This window comes from Ruegeria sp. AD11(2025) (assembly GCF_056542405.1).
Map to the genome: position 1 here is coordinate 51,862 of NZ_JBQFZU010000013.1, position 14,678 is coordinate 66,539.

General features: G+C 60.5%; 14 protein-coding genes. 9 read left to right on the plus strand and 5 right to left on the minus strand.

Annotated elements, in window-relative coordinates; genetic code table 11:
• The first annotated feature begins 53 nt into the window (after positions 1–53).
• Genes leuS through holA form a run of 3 tightly spaced genes read left to right on the plus strand, consistent with a single transcriptional unit; the run spans position 54 to position 4,106 of the window.
• A complete protein-coding gene (leuS, locus tag ACR1XY_RS13825) occupies positions 54–2,591 on the plus strand; it encodes a leucine--tRNA ligase (RefSeq protein ID WP_480594029.1) in 2,538 nt (845 codons plus the stop codon).
• Positions 2,578–3,081, plus strand: coding sequence for an LPS assembly lipoprotein LptE (lptE, locus tag ACR1XY_RS13830; protein WP_480594031.1), 504 nt, complete (start codon positions 2,578–2,580; stop codon positions 3,079–3,081). Before leuS ends, lptE begins: the two co-directional genes overlap by 14 nt.
• On the plus strand, positions 3,078–4,106 hold the full coding sequence (gene holA / locus ACR1XY_RS13835) for a DNA polymerase III subunit delta (RefSeq protein WP_480594033.1): 1,029 nt from the start codon (positions 3,078–3,080) through the stop codon (positions 4,104–4,106). Before lptE ends, holA begins: the two co-directional genes overlap by 4 nt.
• On the opposite strand, the gene ACR1XY_RS13840 is transcribed toward holA, so the two are convergent.
• Positions 4,103–5,287: a TIGR03862 family flavoprotein gene (locus tag ACR1XY_RS13840; protein WP_480594035.1), complete on the minus strand. Its 1,185-nt coding sequence runs from the start codon at positions 5,285–5,287 to the stop codon at positions 4,103–4,105. The genes holA and ACR1XY_RS13840 overlap by 4 nt on opposite strands.
• 48 nt (positions 5,288–5,335) lie before the next feature.
• On the opposite strand from ACR1XY_RS13840, the gene ACR1XY_RS13845 reads away from it, so the two are divergent.
• A complete protein-coding gene (locus ACR1XY_RS13845; RefSeq protein ID WP_480594038.1) occupies positions 5,336–5,632 on the plus strand; it encodes an HNH endonuclease in 297 nt (98 codons plus the stop codon).
• On the opposite strand, the gene ACR1XY_RS13850 is transcribed toward ACR1XY_RS13845, so the two are convergent.
• From ACR1XY_RS13850 to ACR1XY_RS13860, 3 genes are read right to left on the minus strand one after another with little or no spacing between them, the layout of a single operon-like run.
• A complete protein-coding gene (locus ACR1XY_RS13850) occupies positions 5,633–6,370 on the minus strand; it encodes a VOC family protein (protein WP_480594041.1) in 738 nt (245 codons plus the stop codon). It lies immediately after the preceding gene.
• A complete protein-coding gene (locus tag ACR1XY_RS13855) occupies positions 6,367–6,975 on the minus strand; it encodes an enoyl-CoA hydratase/isomerase family protein (protein ID WP_480594043.1) in 609 nt (202 codons plus the stop codon). Before ACR1XY_RS13855 ends, ACR1XY_RS13850 begins: the two co-directional genes overlap by 4 nt.
• Positions 6,972–7,715: an SDR family oxidoreductase gene (locus ACR1XY_RS13860; RefSeq protein ID WP_480594257.1), complete on the minus strand. Its 744-nt coding sequence runs from the start codon at positions 7,713–7,715 to the stop codon at positions 6,972–6,974. The genes ACR1XY_RS13855 and ACR1XY_RS13860 overlap by 4 nt, the downstream gene beginning before the upstream one ends.
• 139 nt (positions 7,716–7,854) lie before the next feature.
• Between ACR1XY_RS13860 and ACR1XY_RS13865 the strand changes: the two genes are divergently transcribed.
• A complete protein-coding gene (locus tag ACR1XY_RS13865) occupies positions 7,855–9,378 on the plus strand; it encodes a DUF2125 domain-containing protein (RefSeq protein ID WP_480594045.1) in 1,524 nt (507 codons plus the stop codon).
• Between the two features lie 44 nt (positions 9,379–9,422).
• Here ACR1XY_RS13865 and ACR1XY_RS13870 read toward each other — a convergent pair whose 3' ends face one another.
• Complete coding sequence (locus ACR1XY_RS13870; RefSeq protein WP_480594048.1) at positions 9,423–10,103, minus strand: FkbM family methyltransferase; 681 nt, start codon at positions 10,101–10,103, stop codon at positions 9,423–9,425.
• 211 nt (positions 10,104–10,314) lie between these two features.
• On the opposite strand from ACR1XY_RS13870, the gene ACR1XY_RS13875 reads away from it, so the two are divergent.
• Genes ACR1XY_RS13875 through lpxK form a run of 4 tightly spaced genes read left to right on the plus strand, consistent with a single transcriptional unit; the run spans position 10,315 to position 14,665 of the window.
• Complete coding sequence (locus ACR1XY_RS13875; RefSeq protein ID WP_480594049.1) at positions 10,315–11,661, plus strand: TldD/PmbA family protein; 1,347 nt, start codon at positions 10,315–10,317, stop codon at positions 11,659–11,661.
• Complete coding sequence (locus tag ACR1XY_RS13880) at positions 11,648–12,448, plus strand: inositol monophosphatase family protein (RefSeq protein ID WP_480594051.1); 801 nt, start codon at positions 11,648–11,650, stop codon at positions 12,446–12,448. The genes ACR1XY_RS13875 and ACR1XY_RS13880 overlap by 14 nt, the downstream gene beginning before the upstream one ends.
• Positions 12,445–13,680 carry a 3-deoxy-D-manno-octulosonic acid transferase gene (locus tag ACR1XY_RS13885; protein ID WP_480594054.1) on the plus strand — a complete coding sequence of 412 codons (1,236 nt, stop codon included), beginning with the start codon at positions 12,445–12,447 and terminating at the stop codon, positions 13,678–13,680. The genes ACR1XY_RS13880 and ACR1XY_RS13885 overlap by 4 nt, the downstream gene beginning before the upstream one ends.
• Entirely contained in the window at positions 13,667–14,665 is a 999-nt protein-coding gene (gene lpxK, locus ACR1XY_RS13890; protein WP_480594260.1) for a tetraacyldisaccharide 4'-kinase, read from the plus strand. Before ACR1XY_RS13885 ends, lpxK begins: the two co-directional genes overlap by 14 nt.
• Positions 14,666–14,678: the final 13 nt, after the last annotated feature.

Genomic DNA, 14,678 nt, shown 5'->3' on the forward strand with positions numbered 1-14,678 from the left:
CTAATACCACGCCGGGTTCCTACCCGGCGTTTTCATTCACGAAGGACCGCACGATGTCTCGCTACTCGGCCAACGAAATCGAAGCAAAATGGCAAGAGGCCTGGGACAAGGCCGGAATCTTTACCGCCAACCGCGCGGCGGACAAACCGAAATACTATGTGCTCGAAATGTTTCCCTACCCCTCGGGCCGAATCCATATGGGGCATGTGCGCAACTATACGATGGGCGACGTGATCGCGCGGCACAAGCTGGCGACCGGCCACAACGTACTGCACCCGATGGGCTGGGATGCGTTCGGGATGCCTGCGGAAAACGCCGCCATGGCCATCGGCGGTCACCCCAAGGACTGGACCTATGGCAATATCGCCGACATGCGGGGGCAGATGAAGCCGCTGGGCCTGTCGATCGACTGGTCGCGCGAATTCGCTACCTGTGACCCGGAGTATTATGGCCAGCAGCAGGCGTTGTTCCTGGATATGCTCGAAGCCGGGCTGGTTTACCGCAAGAACGCCGTGGTGAACTGGGACCCGGTCGACATGACCGTTCTGGCCAATGAACAGGTGGAAAACGGTCGTGGCTGGCGTTCAGGCGCCTTGGTGGAGCGGCGTGAGCTGACCCAATGGTTCTTCAAGATATCCGACTATTCCGAAGAGCTGCTGGACGCGCTGGACACGCTGGAGAACTGGCCTGCCAAGGTGCGTCTGATGCAGGAAAACTGGATCGGCAAGTCGCGCGGCCTGCAGTTCGGGTTCGAACGCACCGACGGAGGTGAGCCAATCACTGTCTATACGACTCGCCCCGATACGCTGCTGGGCGCGTCTTTCGTCGGCATCTCGCCGGACCACCCGATTGCAAAGCAGCTTGAAGCGGAAATCCCCGAAATTGCTGATTTTGTTGCCGAATGCCGAAAGGGCGGCACCACAGAAGAAGCCATCGAAACGGCTGAAAAGCTGGGCTATGACACCGGGATTCGCGTCAAGCACCCGCTGGATCCGAATTGGGAACTACCGGTCTGGATCGCCAACTTCATCCTGATGGATTACGGAACCGGCGCGATCTTCGCCTGCCCGGCGCACGATCAGCGCGACCTCGACTTCTGCCGAAAATACGGGTTGCCCGTGGTGGACACCTTCTTTGCTCTGGACGATGAGACACCGGTCGACAAGATCGCATTCGTCCCACCGAAGACCGAGAAAGTTCGCTGGGTGAACCACTTTGCCGGTCTTACCGAGGCGACCGGCGAAGAAGCAATCAACACCACTGTCGATTTCGCTGAAAAAGCAGGTTGGGGCGAAGGCGTAACTAAGTACCGACTGCGCGACTGGGGTCTGTCCCGTCAGCGTTACTGGGGCTGCCCGATTCCCGTCGTGCATTGCGAATCCTGCGGTGTCGTACCAGAGAAAAAGGAAAACTTGCCGGTTCGCCTGCCCGACGATGTCAGCTTTGACAAACCAGGCAACCCGCTGGACCGTCACCCAACCTGGCGCGATTGCACCTGCCCGAATTGCGATGCCCCGGCCAAGCGCGAGACCGACACGATGGACACGTTCGTCGATTCGTCGTGGTATTTCGCCCGTTTCACCGCCCCGCGCGCCGAAACACCGACCGATCTGGCCGAGGCCGAATACTGGATGAATGTGGACCAGTATATCGGCGGCATCGAGCACGCGATTCTGCACCTGCTCTATTCCCGGTTCTTTGCACGCGCGATGAACATTACCGGCCACCTGCCGAAAAAGGCGATCGAGCCGTTCGATGCGCTGTTCACCCAAGGCATGGTGACGCATGAGATTTACCAGACCCGCGACGCCAATGGCCGTCCGGTCTATCACCTGCCCGAGGATGTGACCGACGGCAAACTGGCAGACGGCACCGAGGTCGAGATCATCCCCTCGGCCAAGATGTCCAAATCCAAGAAGAACGTGGTCGATCCGGTCAGCATCATCTCGGCCTTTGGTGCAGACACCGCGCGTTGGTTCGTGCTGTCCGATTCGCCGCCCGAGCGGGACGTGGAATGGACAGCTGCAGGTGCAGAAGCAGCCTATAAACACCTGAACCGCGTCTGGAACCTCTGCGACAAGATCGGCGCCATGGACACCGATGCCAAAGGCGAAGGGGATGAAGACCTGCTGCGCGAGATGCACAAAACCATCCGCGACGTGACATTGGGTGTTGAAAGCTTTGGCTTCAATGCAGCCATCGCCAAGCTTTACGCCTTTACCAACACGTTGGCAAAATCCAAGGCTGGTGCTGCGGCTCAGAAGCAGGCGATCAAGACACTGGCGCAGCTGATGTCGCCAATGACACCGCATCTGGCCGAAGACATCTGGGCGCATCAGGGTGGTGAAGGCCTGGTCGCGGTCGCGCCGTGGCCGGTCGCTGATGAGGCAATGCTGGTCGACGACACCGTCACTCTACCGATCCAGATCAACGGTAAGCGCCGCGCGGAAATCAGCGTCGCCAAGGATCTGGCCAAGGATGAGGTTGAAAAAATCGCGCTCAGCACCGAAGCTGTACAAAAGGCGCTGGATGGCAATGCGCCCAAGAAGGTAATTGTTGTCCCGGGCCGGATCGTGAATGTCGTTGTTTAATCGCAGAACCCTGTTGTTGATGCCGCTGGCTTCCTGTTTTCTGGGGGCCGCCTGCGGCTTTGAACCGGTCTACGCACCCGGCGGTTCCGGCGCGGCCCTGAATGGTCAGGTCGCCGTCTCGGCCCCGAATTCGGTCGACAGCTATATGCTGGTCCAGAATTTGGAACAGCGTCTGGGCCGCAGCGCAAATTCGGGCAGCGAGTATAATCTGGATGTGAACGTTTCGACCGCATTCCGGTCGGCTGCGATCACCACGACGAACGAGACCAACCGGTACACAATAGAAGGCAGGGCGAACTTCGCGCTCAGATCAAATGCGACCGGTCAGGTCGTTGCATCCGGCACGGTCAACAATTTTGTCGGTTATTCGGCCGCCGGATCGACCGTGTCCACGCTGGCCGACGAACGCGATGCCAAAGAACGGCTGATGGTGATTCTGTCGGATCAGATCATAGCCGAGCTCTACGCCGCGCCGGGTCTTGGCACATGAAGCTCAGCCCGCGCGAGGCTGAGGGGTATTTTGCCCGACCAGACGCCGACAAGGCCGGGCTGCTGATCTACGGCACGGATGCGATGCGCGTGGCGCTGAAACGGCAGCAGGTTCTGGCCGCCCTGCTGGGACCCAACGCCGAAGAGGAAATGCGCCTGACCCGTATGCCGGGCGCGGATTTGCGCGGTGATCCGGCCCTTTTGTTGGACGCGGTCAAGGCGGTGGGATTCTTCCCTGGGCCGCGTGCCGTTTTTGTCGAGGACACCACAGATGTGGCCGCCGCTGCGATTCTCGCTGCGTTCGAAGACTGGGCTCCGGGTGATGCCCAGATCATCGTCACTGCCGGGCAACTGAAGCCCAGCTCGAAAATTCGCAAGGCGTTCGAGGCGCATCCGGCGGCCTATGCTGTCGGCATCTATGATGATCCCCCTTCGCGCGGTGAGATCGAGCGGATTCTGACCGAGGCCGGGTTACAGAGCATTCCCCGTGATTCGATGTCAGCGCTTGCGGAGCTGGCCACAGGGATCAGCCCTGGAGATTTCGCGCAAACCATTGAAAAACTGTCCCTCTACAAACGCGGCGACAATTCGGAACTGACCATGGAGGATATCGAAGCCTGCGCCCCCCGCTCGACCGAGGCGGGGTTGAACGATGTTCTGAACGTGGTCGCCGAAGGCCGTGCGGGCGAGATCGGCCCGCTGATCCGGCGTCTGCAGTCGCAGGGCACCAACGCGGTCAGCCTGTGTATCGGTGCGACCCGGCATTTTCGGACTTTATACGCCTGTGCTTCCGACCCGGGCGGGGCAGCGCAAGGCATCGGCAAGCTGCGACCGCCGGTCTACGGCAAACGCCGCGACCGCATTTTGCGGCAGGCGCAGGGTTGGGGCGCACCGAAACTGCAAACCGCTCTGACCGTTCTTACCGATACCGACCTGTCGCTGCGGTCGGCGGGCCAAACCGCCCCCGCAATGGCACTGGTCGAACGCGCCATGATCCGCCTGGCGATGCTGGCCCGGTCACGCTAACCGGCGCGGTTCAGCCAGTCTGCGGCGGAGCGCCCGGCCCATTTCCCGGTCGCCATGCAAGCGGTCAGCAGGTACCCACCGGTCGGGGCTTCCCAGTCCAGCATCTCCCCGGCGCAGAACACTCCGGGCAAAGCGGTCAGCATCAGCCCGTCGTCCAAAGCGGATCGCCTGACACCGCCTGCCGTTGAAATTGCTTCATCCATCGGACGAAGACCCGCGTGGCGGATCGGAAGATGCTTTAGTGCATCGCCCCATTGCGCTTGGGGCAAAGCACTAGCCTTGGCCATCTCGTGAAACAGAGCAACTTTTTGCGGCGGCAGACGGAGCGACTTTTTCAACCATTGCGACTGCGTGGTCTTTGAACCTTTCGCAGCCAATCGTTCTTGCAAAGATGACGCGTCCAGATCAGGCACCAAATCAACGAAGAAATTAACGCCATCACGCAGGGCCGGAGTTAGAGAGTACAGCCCGCCCCCCTCAAGCCCGGTCGCCGATATCGTGGCTTCACCGCGACTGTCCAGTTCCCCGGCCATCCACCGCACCGATTTCAGCGCCGCACCGAAATGAAGCTGCATGTGAGGGCTCCAATCGACGGACAGGGCCGAGTTCGAAGGCGCAAACGTTTCAAGCTCCACACCTTTTTCTTGCAAGATTTGCGCCCACTGGCCATCAGACCCCAGCCGCGCCCAACTAGCCCCACCCAGCGCAAGCACGGTGACATCCGGTGTGATCGCCTGCCGTCCTTCCACTGTCTCGAACAACAGCGCATCGCTGTCCCAACCCTGCCAACGCCAGCGGCTTCTGATCTGTACGCCTGCGCCTTCAAGCCTCCTCAGCCACGCGCGTAACAAAGGCGAGGCTTTCATCACCGTGGGAAACACCCGCCCTGTCGAACCGGTAAACACGTCCTGCCCCAGCCCCCGCGCCCAGCCCTGCACACCGGCGGCGTCGAACGTGGCAATAATCGGACGCAACCAGTCCGACGCCGCACCATAGGCCTGCAGAAAGATCTCGAACGGCTCATCTTTGGTCAGGTTCAGTCCCGACTTCCCGGCCATCAGAAACTTGCGAGCGACCGAAGGTTTGGCCTCGGCCACCAGCACATCATGACCCGCAGCGGCCAGTTCCTCTGCCGCCATCAGGCCCGCGGGCCCGGCCCCAATTACCACTGCCTGCGCCATTGCCGTCCTCTTGCCTTCCACGCCATCTGGCGCAAATTAGTCCCTGCCATGCCGACCAGTGATCCAATCTGCCCACTTTGTGACCGCCCCATCCCGGATGGGGGTGGCAGCCTGCACCATCTGATCCCAAAACTCAAAGGGGGCAAGGGCGGACCTACGGTTTTGCTGCACATTATCTGCCACAAAGAGGTGCACGCCACCTTGTCTGAGGCCGAACTGGCACGCGAGTTCAATTCGGTTGAGTCCCTGCGCGCCCACCCACGGCTTGAGAAATTTCTGAACTGGGTCCGAAAACGCCCACCCGGGTTTCGGTCGAAAGTGCCGGGTAAGCGGCGCGGTCGGTGATCAGCCGGGCCGCACCGGGTCATCAAAGGCATCGCGGAGAGAACTCGTCAGACCCTGCACCTCCAACCCTCGATAATCCGGTGCCGGAGCAAACTGCGCGCCCGCAAGATGTTGGAATTCCAACGTGGTATAGGGACGTTTCCACAGCCATTCCCGGTTTTCAACCGACCAGAGATCTGCATTCGGCGGTTCCTCATCGGTGAAGGCATAGAAATGCAGGTCGAACCCGTGTTGGGCCACATCCTGCACCGACAATAGACGCATTCCCTGCCCGCGGCAGAACGCATCCTCGGCGGCGATATCGCCGGTGCGCAAGGTGATCTGGCCGATACAGGCTTTGGCGAAAGGCTCGCCCGGGTCGGCGACATTTTCGGGGCGGTTGCCCTTGAAATCATGTTGCAACAGCTCGATCACAAAGCCCTCAGGGTCTTTCAGGTGGCACATATAGCCGATGTCGAGGAATTGTTTCGGGTTCGAGACTTCAACTCCTTTTTGGTGCAGATACGCGGTGGCCAGATCGACATCCGGCACGGTGATACCGATCTTCCAATACCTCTGCCCGCCGTCATGGGTATAGCCCCCCCCGCCTGGCATCAGCAGCAAGTCGGCGTCCTGCCCGCCATAGCCAACGCGGCGGTTTGACCCCTGCGCCCGCCCCGTCATACCCAGAACGTCCGCGTAAAACGCGGTCAGCCGGTCTGGATCAGCGACACGTAGCAGCACAGCAGACAATCTCATCGGCACATCCTTGCAATACCGGTGGCAATCCGGGGGTTGGCGGCCAGACTGTCCACCACCAGTTCATGCGCCGTTGGCATCAGCCTGTCGGGCTCAACCACGCGGTCGACCAGGCCAAAGGCATAGGCCTCATCCGCGCCTATCTTCTGCCCGCCCATCAAAATCATCTTGGTCCGCGCCAGGCCGATCAATGCGGCCATGCGCACAGGGTCCGACGGTTGCGGCAAAAAACCCAGCTTCATGACCGGATAGAAGAACTTGGCCTGCGGCACCGCGATCCGAATGTCACAGGCCAGCACCATCCCATTGGCCCCGCCCGCAAGCGTTCCGTTCAGGGCCGCGACCGTCAGACACGGCAGGGCGGCGATGGCACCCGAAAGCCTCTCCCACACGTCCGAGGTTGCTAGACCAGCGCGCGCCTCGTCCAAATCGGCCCCGGCGCTGAATACATTGCCCGCACCGGTCAGGATCAAGGCGCGCGCCTCGGTCGCGGACTCGGCAATCTCGGCCAGTTCGGTCAGCATCGCTTCGGTCAAGGCGTTGGCCTTTTGCGGATTGTTGAGCGTGACGGTCCATAACCCGCCTTCCTTGGTCAGTTCGATCACGTCAGCCCAACCCTTTGCCGGATATCCTCGCGCCGAAGCGAGATTTCGGTGCCCAGGAAATCGTCCGCATCCGCCGAGCACATCCACAACAGCGCCCGCGCGGGCCAATCGACGGGGATGTGATCGCTCCAGTCCAGTTGGCTGACCGCGTTGATACCGCTGGCCTTGATGACACGCTGCATATCCGTGGCCACGGTGCCCGGCGACAGCCCCATGGCGCGGATGCCGTGAATAGATTCCTCAAGATGCAGGCATTCGGTTAGCATCTTGGCGCCTGCTTTTGAGGCGCAGTAATGGCTCCACGCCTCAATCGGGTTGGACGCTGCGCCCGAGGACACGGTGATCACTGTGCCCCCACCTGCGGCGCGCATGACGGGCAAGGCCGCGCGCATCCCGTAGAAAACGCCCTTGAGGTTGATGTCGATGGCCGCGCTCCAGGCCGCGACATCGGCGTTGGACAAATGGAAGATCGGATCGATGACGCCTGCATTTCCAATCAGAACGTCCAGCCCGTCGAACCGGTCGACACAATCGGCAACTGCCTGTTCGACCTGCACGAAATCGCTGACATCACATTGCAGCGCGATGGCGTTTTCGCCCAGCGCGTCCGCCAGCGCCCCGATCTGATCCCGGTTCCGCGCCACCAAAGCAACATTTGCCCCGGCTGCGGCAAATACGCGCCCCGCCTCGGCTCCAATGCCGCGGCTGGCCCCTGTTATCAGTACGGTTTTCCCCTGCATACGATCCCTGTAGCTCCGTTGTTTTGAGATTGTGTGAATCTCTACCGCGCCAAAGGGGAACGGGTCCAGCCCTTGCCCCTTGACGCCCGGCCCCACAGACACGACGATGCCCGCAAAATTGATCAAGAAGGGTTCTCAAATGTCCGTTTTCGTTCGCCGCAGCTGCGGCGCAGTCTTGGCTTATGCCATTGTCACTCAGGGGGCGCTTGCCGATGTCACCGCGCAGCAGGTCTGGGATGATTGGAAGGCCTATATGACCCAGATGGGATACACGGTTTCAGCAGAACAATCCGTGTCGGGTAACGTAACCACCATCACTGATATGAAAATGGTAGTGGAAGTTCCGGATACCGAAGGCGGTTTCCAGATGACCATTCCCCAAATGACGCTGACTGAGAACGGCGATGGTACGGTCAATATCGGCGTACCTGAAAGTTTCCCTATGACTTTCTCCGGCGATGAAGAAGACAGCTCGTTCTCTGTCGATGTCGAATATTATCATGATGGGTTGGAGATGGTCGTTTCGGGTGACCCGAAAGACATGACCTATGATTATTCCGCACCCACTTTGGGCGTGAAGCTGGCGAATCTGACAGTCGATGGCGACACCATGCCAAGTGACGTTCTGGCTTTGGATGTCAAACTGACCGAAGTCGCAGGTAGCTCGCAGATGAAAACTGGCGAAAACCGTGAGGTCGATCAGAAATTCACCGCCGCAGGATTGGTATACGATCTGGCGTTCAAAGACCCGGAAGGATCGGATGACGGCAAAATCGACGGTTCGATGAACGATCTGGCCTTTGAAGGCACCAGCGTGATCCCCTCGGATTTCGATGGCGCTGACCCCGCGAGCTTTTTCCAGGGTGACACATCATTCTCGGGCCTGTTCACCTATGGTTCGGGCAACACGGCCATTGAAGGGACCAGCGAAGGCGAAGCGTTCTCGATGGGTAGTGAATCCCAAGGCGGGCGTTTTGGGGCCAGCCTGGATGAACAGCGCCTTGCATATGACATTGAGCAGAACAGCGCAAAACTGGCGGTGACTACGGCTGACCTGCCGTTCCCGATCGAAATCGCCATGGCCAAGTCCGGTCTGAGCTTCGAATTTCCGCTGAAGCAATCCGAAGAAGAGCAGCCCTTCGGGTTAGCGTTGAACCTAACGGATTTCACCATGTCGGACGTGTTGTGGAGCATTTTCGACCCGGCCGGTGAATTGCCGCGTGATCCTGCGACCATCGCGCTGGACACCACCGGCACAGCCAAGGTGTTGACCAACTTCTTCGACCCTGCCTCGATCGAAGCGATGGAGGAATCCGGTGAAGCGCCGGGTGAGCTGAACTCGCTGAAGATCAACGAGTTGCTGGTATCTCTGGTCGGTGCGAAACTGACCGGTGACGCAGACTTTACCTTCGACAATTCGAACACGGAAGAGTTTGATGGAATGCCCGCACCGGCGGGCGTGGCGAACCTGAAGCTGGTCGGCGCCAATGCGCTGATCGACAAACTGATCGGTATGGGCCTGGTCGAGGAAAGCGACGCGATGGGCGCCCGGATGATGATGGGTCTGATGGCGGTACCGGGGGATGAGCCTGACACGCTGAACTCGAAAATTGAGTTCACCGAAGACGGTCAGATCTTGGCCAATGGTCAACGCATCAAATAAAACCGGTCGGGAAGGCGGTTTGACTGCCTTCCCACCAAACAAACCTATCGGCGGCCAATGCGGCGGAACAGAACGGACCCGCCCCGGCTGACACGTTGATCATAGGCAAATCCCAGCGCCGACAAATGATCAAAACAGGCTTTTATCCCTCGAAGACCGATTTTACGTGTGTGGACTTCTAGGTAAACTTTCTGAACCCGCGCCAGATTGGCCCCATCGAACAGGTTTTTTTCACCACCTTCGATGTCGACGATCAGAACATTGGCGTCGAACTCGTCCAGTATTTCTGAAAGGTGCCGCTCGGGCACACTGACCTCTTTGACATAATCTGGCTTGGGGTCCAGGGACGAGGACCAGAAGGGGTCTCGAACGTAAAAGGTAGACGTGCCCGGGGTCCGGGAATCGCTCAATGCAACTGCATTCAGCACTTCGACGTTTGATATCCCGTTTGCTGCGTGCGCGCGCGTAATGAAATCGCACAGCTTGGGGTTCGCCTCCACACACATGACAGATCGAACACCCAATTGAGTGGCTAGAAATGAGGAGATAAAGCCTATCCCGGCGCCGAGTTCAACCACGCGGTCGTCTGATTCAATAAACTTGGGAAGGCCTTCAACTTCGTCTTTTTCATAGCGTTGCGCCAGAATGGATCGTTTCACCTGTGGCGTGATGATGCGCGGATCATCCGGAAGTTTGACGCCCCGCAGTAAGTGAAAATCATTCATAAAGTATCCTGCCCGTGTACCCCGAAAACCAGCTTTAAGATTATCGCCTTGCAGGGCAACTTAGATCAAGGTTGCAACCACTGCAGTAGGTTTGATTGGAAATCGGCATTTTTTTCCTCGGCAGTGTGTGTTCGACTTAGGCAAAACAGTCGCAGGTCTTGCGGGTCGGGCAGTCCAAGGCTAGGTCCAATGCATAAAGACCGGAGGCCGCATGACCCAAATACCCGAAGAGATCAGCCAATCCCTGTTGGATGCAGCCCGCGCAGCCGGGGCGGATGCGGCGGATGCCATCGTGATCGACGGCTCTTCGATCTCGGTCGAGGTACGGGGCGGCGCGCTGGAACATGCCGAGCGTTCGGAAGGGACCGACCTGGGCCTGCGGGTGTTTCTGGGCCAGCGGCAGGCGATCGTGTCCAGTTCGGACAGTCGCCCGGAAACCCTGACCGCGATGGCCGAACGCGCCGTGGCCATGGCGCGAGAAGCGCCAGAGGACCCATTTACCGGGCTGGCCGGCGCGGAACAGCTGGCCAAAGGCTGGGACTTGGCCGCGCTGGAATTGTTCGACCCCTCACCGGAACCGGCAGCTGAGTACCTGTTGCACGATGCACTGGCCGCCGAGGCCGCAGCGCTGTCGGTACAGGGGGTCTCGCAGGTATCCGACGCGGCGGCGGGTTATGGCACGCATCGCGTCCATCTGGCGGCGACCAACGGGTTTTCCGGCGGCTACGTCCGCAGCAGCCGCTCGACCTCTTGCGTGGCGATCTCAGGCCAAGGCACCGGGATGGAGCGCGATTATGACGGTGACAGCCGTACTTTCCAGAACGACCTGCGCAACCCCGAAGAGATTGGCCGTACTGCAGGCAAACGTGCCGTGTCGCTGGTGGGCGCGCAAAAACCCGCTACCGGCACCTTTCCAGTGCTGTTTGACGAACGCATCTCATCCTCGCTGATCGGCCACCTGCTGGCGGCCAGCAACGGGGCCGCCATTGCGCGGGGCGCTTCTTGGCTGAAGGATTGTCTGGGCGAACAGGTCCTGCCCGAGCATCTGTCGCTGATCGAAGACCCGCACCGTCCGCGTATTGCAGGCTCACGTCCTTTCGATGCCGAGGGGCTGGCGACCCGGCGTCGTGCGATTGTTGAAAACGGCATTCTAACCAGCTGGACTTTGGACCTGTCCAGCGCACGCAAGCTGGACATGACATCAACCGGCAATGCAGCACGCGGCGTGTCCGGGCCGCCTTCACCCAGCAACTGGAATCTGAGCCTGACACAAGGCACCCAATCCCGCGAAGACCTACTGCGTGACATGGGTACCGGGCTGCTGGTGACCTCGATGATCGGTTCTACCATCAACCCCAACACGGGTGACTATTCGCGCGGCGCCTCGGGGTTCTGGGTGGAAAACGGAGAGATCACCCATCCAGTGAATGAATGCACCATCGCCGGGAACCTGCGCGATATGCTGAAACGGATCATCCCGGCAAACGATGCGCGGCCCTACCTGTCGCGAGTAGTGCCCTCGGTGCTGATCGAAGGAATGACACTTGCCGGCAGCTGACCTGCACCTTCTGATCGACGCCGCACTTGAGGCTGGAAAAATCGCCACCCGATTCTCGGGCACTACGGCGCAGCGTTGGGACAAGCCCGGTGGAGCAGGTCCGGTGACCGAGGCCGATCTGGCCGTCAACGCCATGCTGGAACAGCGCCTGCCCTCGGCCCGACCCGGCTATGGCTGGCTGAGCGAAGAGACCGAGGATTCCTCGGATCGGCTGACGCGAGACCGGGTGTTCATCATCGACCCGATCGACGGCACGCGCAGCTTTGCCGAAGGGTCCCGCACCTGGGCACATTCGCTTGCCGTCGCCGAAGGCGGCGAAGTCACTGCCGCAGTGATTTACCTACCGAAGCGTGACCTTCTTTATGCCGCGGCCAAAGGCGAAGGTGCCACCCTGAACGGCGCAACGATCCGGGTGTCCAGAGTCTCGAAAATAGAAACGGCCGAGGTTCTGGCCGCCAAACCCAATCTGGACCCGCGCCATTGGCTGCACGGTCAGGCGCCTGAATTCAAACGGGTCTATCGCCCTTCGCTGGCTTATCGAATGGCCGTTGTCGGCCAAGGGCGGTTTGATGGGATGCTGACGCTCAGACCCAGCTGGGAATGGGATATTGCCGCCGGAGACCTTATCATCCGCGAGGCGGGCGGCATCTGTACGGATCAACTGGGCCAGCCCTTGCGGTTCAACAACGCGCACCCGCGCCTGAACGGCGTAATCGCGGCAGGCCCGGCGCTTCATGATGCCTTGCGGGCCCGGCTAGACCGGGACAGCACTGGTATCCGCCCATGAGCAAGCCGCGCTCTCTTAGCCTGGCTGCGTATCGGGTCCTGTCCTGGGGCGTACCGAACACGGCAAGCCACCCCGACCTGCCCCGCCCCGAAGGCGAGCTGATCTGGGTCCATATCAGCGTACAGAACCGCCAGCGTGCGGTGATTGATTTCTGCCGCAGACTGCAACAGGCCCGCCCCACGCTGAATGTGTTATTGACGGCACCGCCCGAGGCCGATCTGCAGCGCTGGGATCAGGGTGACTACCCGCTTGTGAACCTGCCTCTGGAACAGACCGGCGCCGCGCGCGCATTTCTGGAACACTGGAATCCCGATATCGGCCTCTGGGTCGGGGGTGGGCTGATGCCCAACGTCATCACCCGCGCCGAGGAACACGGCATTCCCCTGATCCTGATTGAGGCGCAGATCGACATCAAGGTCGCGCGTGGGGCACGATGGCTGCCTGATATCACCCGCTATACGCTGGATTGTTTCCAATCGATCCTGACCAAAACCTCCGAAACAGCCCGAACGATCCGCCGCCTTGGTGTTGCCTCGGACAAGGTCGGTGAATCCCCGCCCCTGCATGTCAGCCCAAACCCGAGACCCTGGCCCGAAGACGAGTTGATCGAAACAAACCATGCTCTGGCAGGGCGACTGGTTTGGCTTGCGGCTAACGTATTGGACAAGGAATTCATCTCGGTGCTCAGCGCCCACCGTCAGGCGATGCGAATCCTGCCCAGACTGACGATGGTGCTGCATGTCGCAGACACAGCTGAAGCCAAGCCATTGCAAAGGCGACTGGAATCCATGGACCTGCGCTGTGCCAACTGGGATACCGACGGGCAGATCGAAGATACCACGCAGGTGATCCTTTCGGCCGAACCCGAAGACCTGGGCCTGTGGTACCGGATATCGCCTGTCACGTTCATGGGCAGCTCGATGGAGCGCGGTGCGGGCGGGTACGATCCGCTTGTCGCCGCGGCCCTCGGCTCGTCCATCATCCACGGGCCGTTTGTTCATGGACATCAGCAGATATACGATCAGCTGGATCGTGCTGACGCTGCGCGCATGGTCAAAACCGCAACCGAGTTGGGTGACGCAGTGGTCGAGATGCTGTCGCCAGATCGCGCTGCGGACATGGCGCTGGCGGGGTGGCAAATTGTTTCCGAAGGCGCACCACAGACGGATCAGCTGATCGATATGGTGCAAGACTTTCTGGATCAGCGGGGGACAGATGATGCGCGCACCTGATTTCTGGAACACCGCACCAGACCGGCTGGATTATCGCGCCAGACTGCTGGCGCCGCTGGGGCGCATCTATGCGGCGGCAACCGCCCGCCGGGTAGCTTCAGATACCGGTGTCAGACCCGGGCTACCGGTGATCTGCGTCGGCAATCTGAACGCGGGTGGCACCGGCAAGACCCCCACCGTAATCTGGATGATCGAACAGTTGCGCGACGCCTGGCACCAAACCCATGTAGTCACGCGCGGCCATGGCGGCTCATTGGAAGGGCCCGTGCGCGTTGATCCTGCCAAACACAGCGCCGCTCAAGTCGGAGATGAACCGCTATTGCTGGCCGCATTCGCCGAGGTCTGGGTGGCCAAGGACCGCGCCGCCGGAGCCCGCGCCGCCGCAGAAGACGGGGCAACCGTGATCGTGCTGGACGACGGGTTTCAGAACCCTTCGGTCGCAAAGGACTTCTCGATCATCGTGGTGGACGCGGCGTGCGGCTTTGGCAATGGCCTCTGCCTGCCTGCCGGCCCCCTGCGCGAGCCCGTTGATATCGGACTGCAACGTGCCGATCTGGTGCTTTCGCTGGGGGATGCGGAATCTCAGGTGCAATTCTCCAACCGTTGGGACGCGGCCCTGACGGTGCCCCACGCCACCGGTGAGGTCGCACCCTTGCAGACCGGTATGGATTGGGCCGACACGCCCGTTCTGGCCTTTGCAGGCATCGGGCATCCGGAAAAGTTCTTTCGCACGCTGCGCCAGCAAGGCGCAAAGCTGCTGCGGGCCGAGGCGCTGGACGATCACCAACCGCTGACCCCGGCCCTGATGACGCGACTGGATAACGAGGCGCGGCTATTGGGTGCGCAGATGGTGACAACGGAAAAAGACGCCGTGCGCCTGCCCGCCGCATTCCGCAGCAAGGTTCTTACGTTACCTGTTCGTCTGAAAGTGGATGAAGCCGACAAGATCCGGCAGATGCTGCTGCAGATCGCCCCGTCACCGTGATTGGCGACCGGCC

Bases quoted from the DNA above. Each gene is read 5' to 3' on its own strand.
- lptE (WP_480594031.1), top strand. From the start codon at position 2,578: ATGTCGTTGTTTAATCGCAGAACCCTGTTGTTGATGCCGCTGGCTTCC.
- leuS (WP_480594029.1), top strand. From the start codon at position 54: ATGTCTCGCTACTCGGCCAACGAAATCGAAGCAAAATGGCAAGAGGCC.
- lpxK (WP_480594260.1), top strand. From the start codon at position 13,667: ATGCGCGCACCTGATTTCTGGAACACCGCACCAGACCGGCTGGATTAT.
- ACR1XY_RS13840 (WP_480594035.1), bottom strand. From the start codon at position 5,287: ATGGCGCAGGCAGTGGTAATTGGGGCCGGGCCCGCGGGCCTGATGGCG.
- ACR1XY_RS13875 (WP_480594049.1), top strand. From the start codon at position 10,315: ATGACCCAAATACCCGAAGAGATCAGCCAATCCCTGTTGGATGCAGCC.
- ACR1XY_RS13870 (WP_480594048.1), bottom strand. From the start codon at position 10,103: ATGAATGATTTTCACTTACTGCGGGGCGTCAAACTTCCGGATGATCCG.
- ACR1XY_RS13865 (WP_480594045.1), top strand. From the start codon at position 7,855: ATGTCCGTTTTCGTTCGCCGCAGCTGCGGCGCAGTCTTGGCTTATGCC.
- ACR1XY_RS13850 (WP_480594041.1), bottom strand. From the start codon at position 6,370: ATGAGATTGTCTGCTGTGCTGCTACGTGTCGCTGATCCAGACCGGCTG.
- holA (WP_480594033.1), top strand. From the start codon at position 3,078: ATGAAGCTCAGCCCGCGCGAGGCTGAGGGGTATTTTGCCCGACCAGAC.
- ACR1XY_RS13845 (WP_480594038.1), top strand. From the start codon at position 5,336: ATGCCGACCAGTGATCCAATCTGCCCACTTTGTGACCGCCCCATCCCG.
- ACR1XY_RS13885 (WP_480594054.1), top strand. From the start codon at position 12,445: ATGAGCAAGCCGCGCTCTCTTAGCCTGGCTGCGTATCGGGTCCTGTCC.
- ACR1XY_RS13860 (WP_480594257.1), bottom strand. From the start codon at position 7,715: ATGCAGGGGAAAACCGTACTGATAACAGGGGCCAGCCGCGGCATTGGA.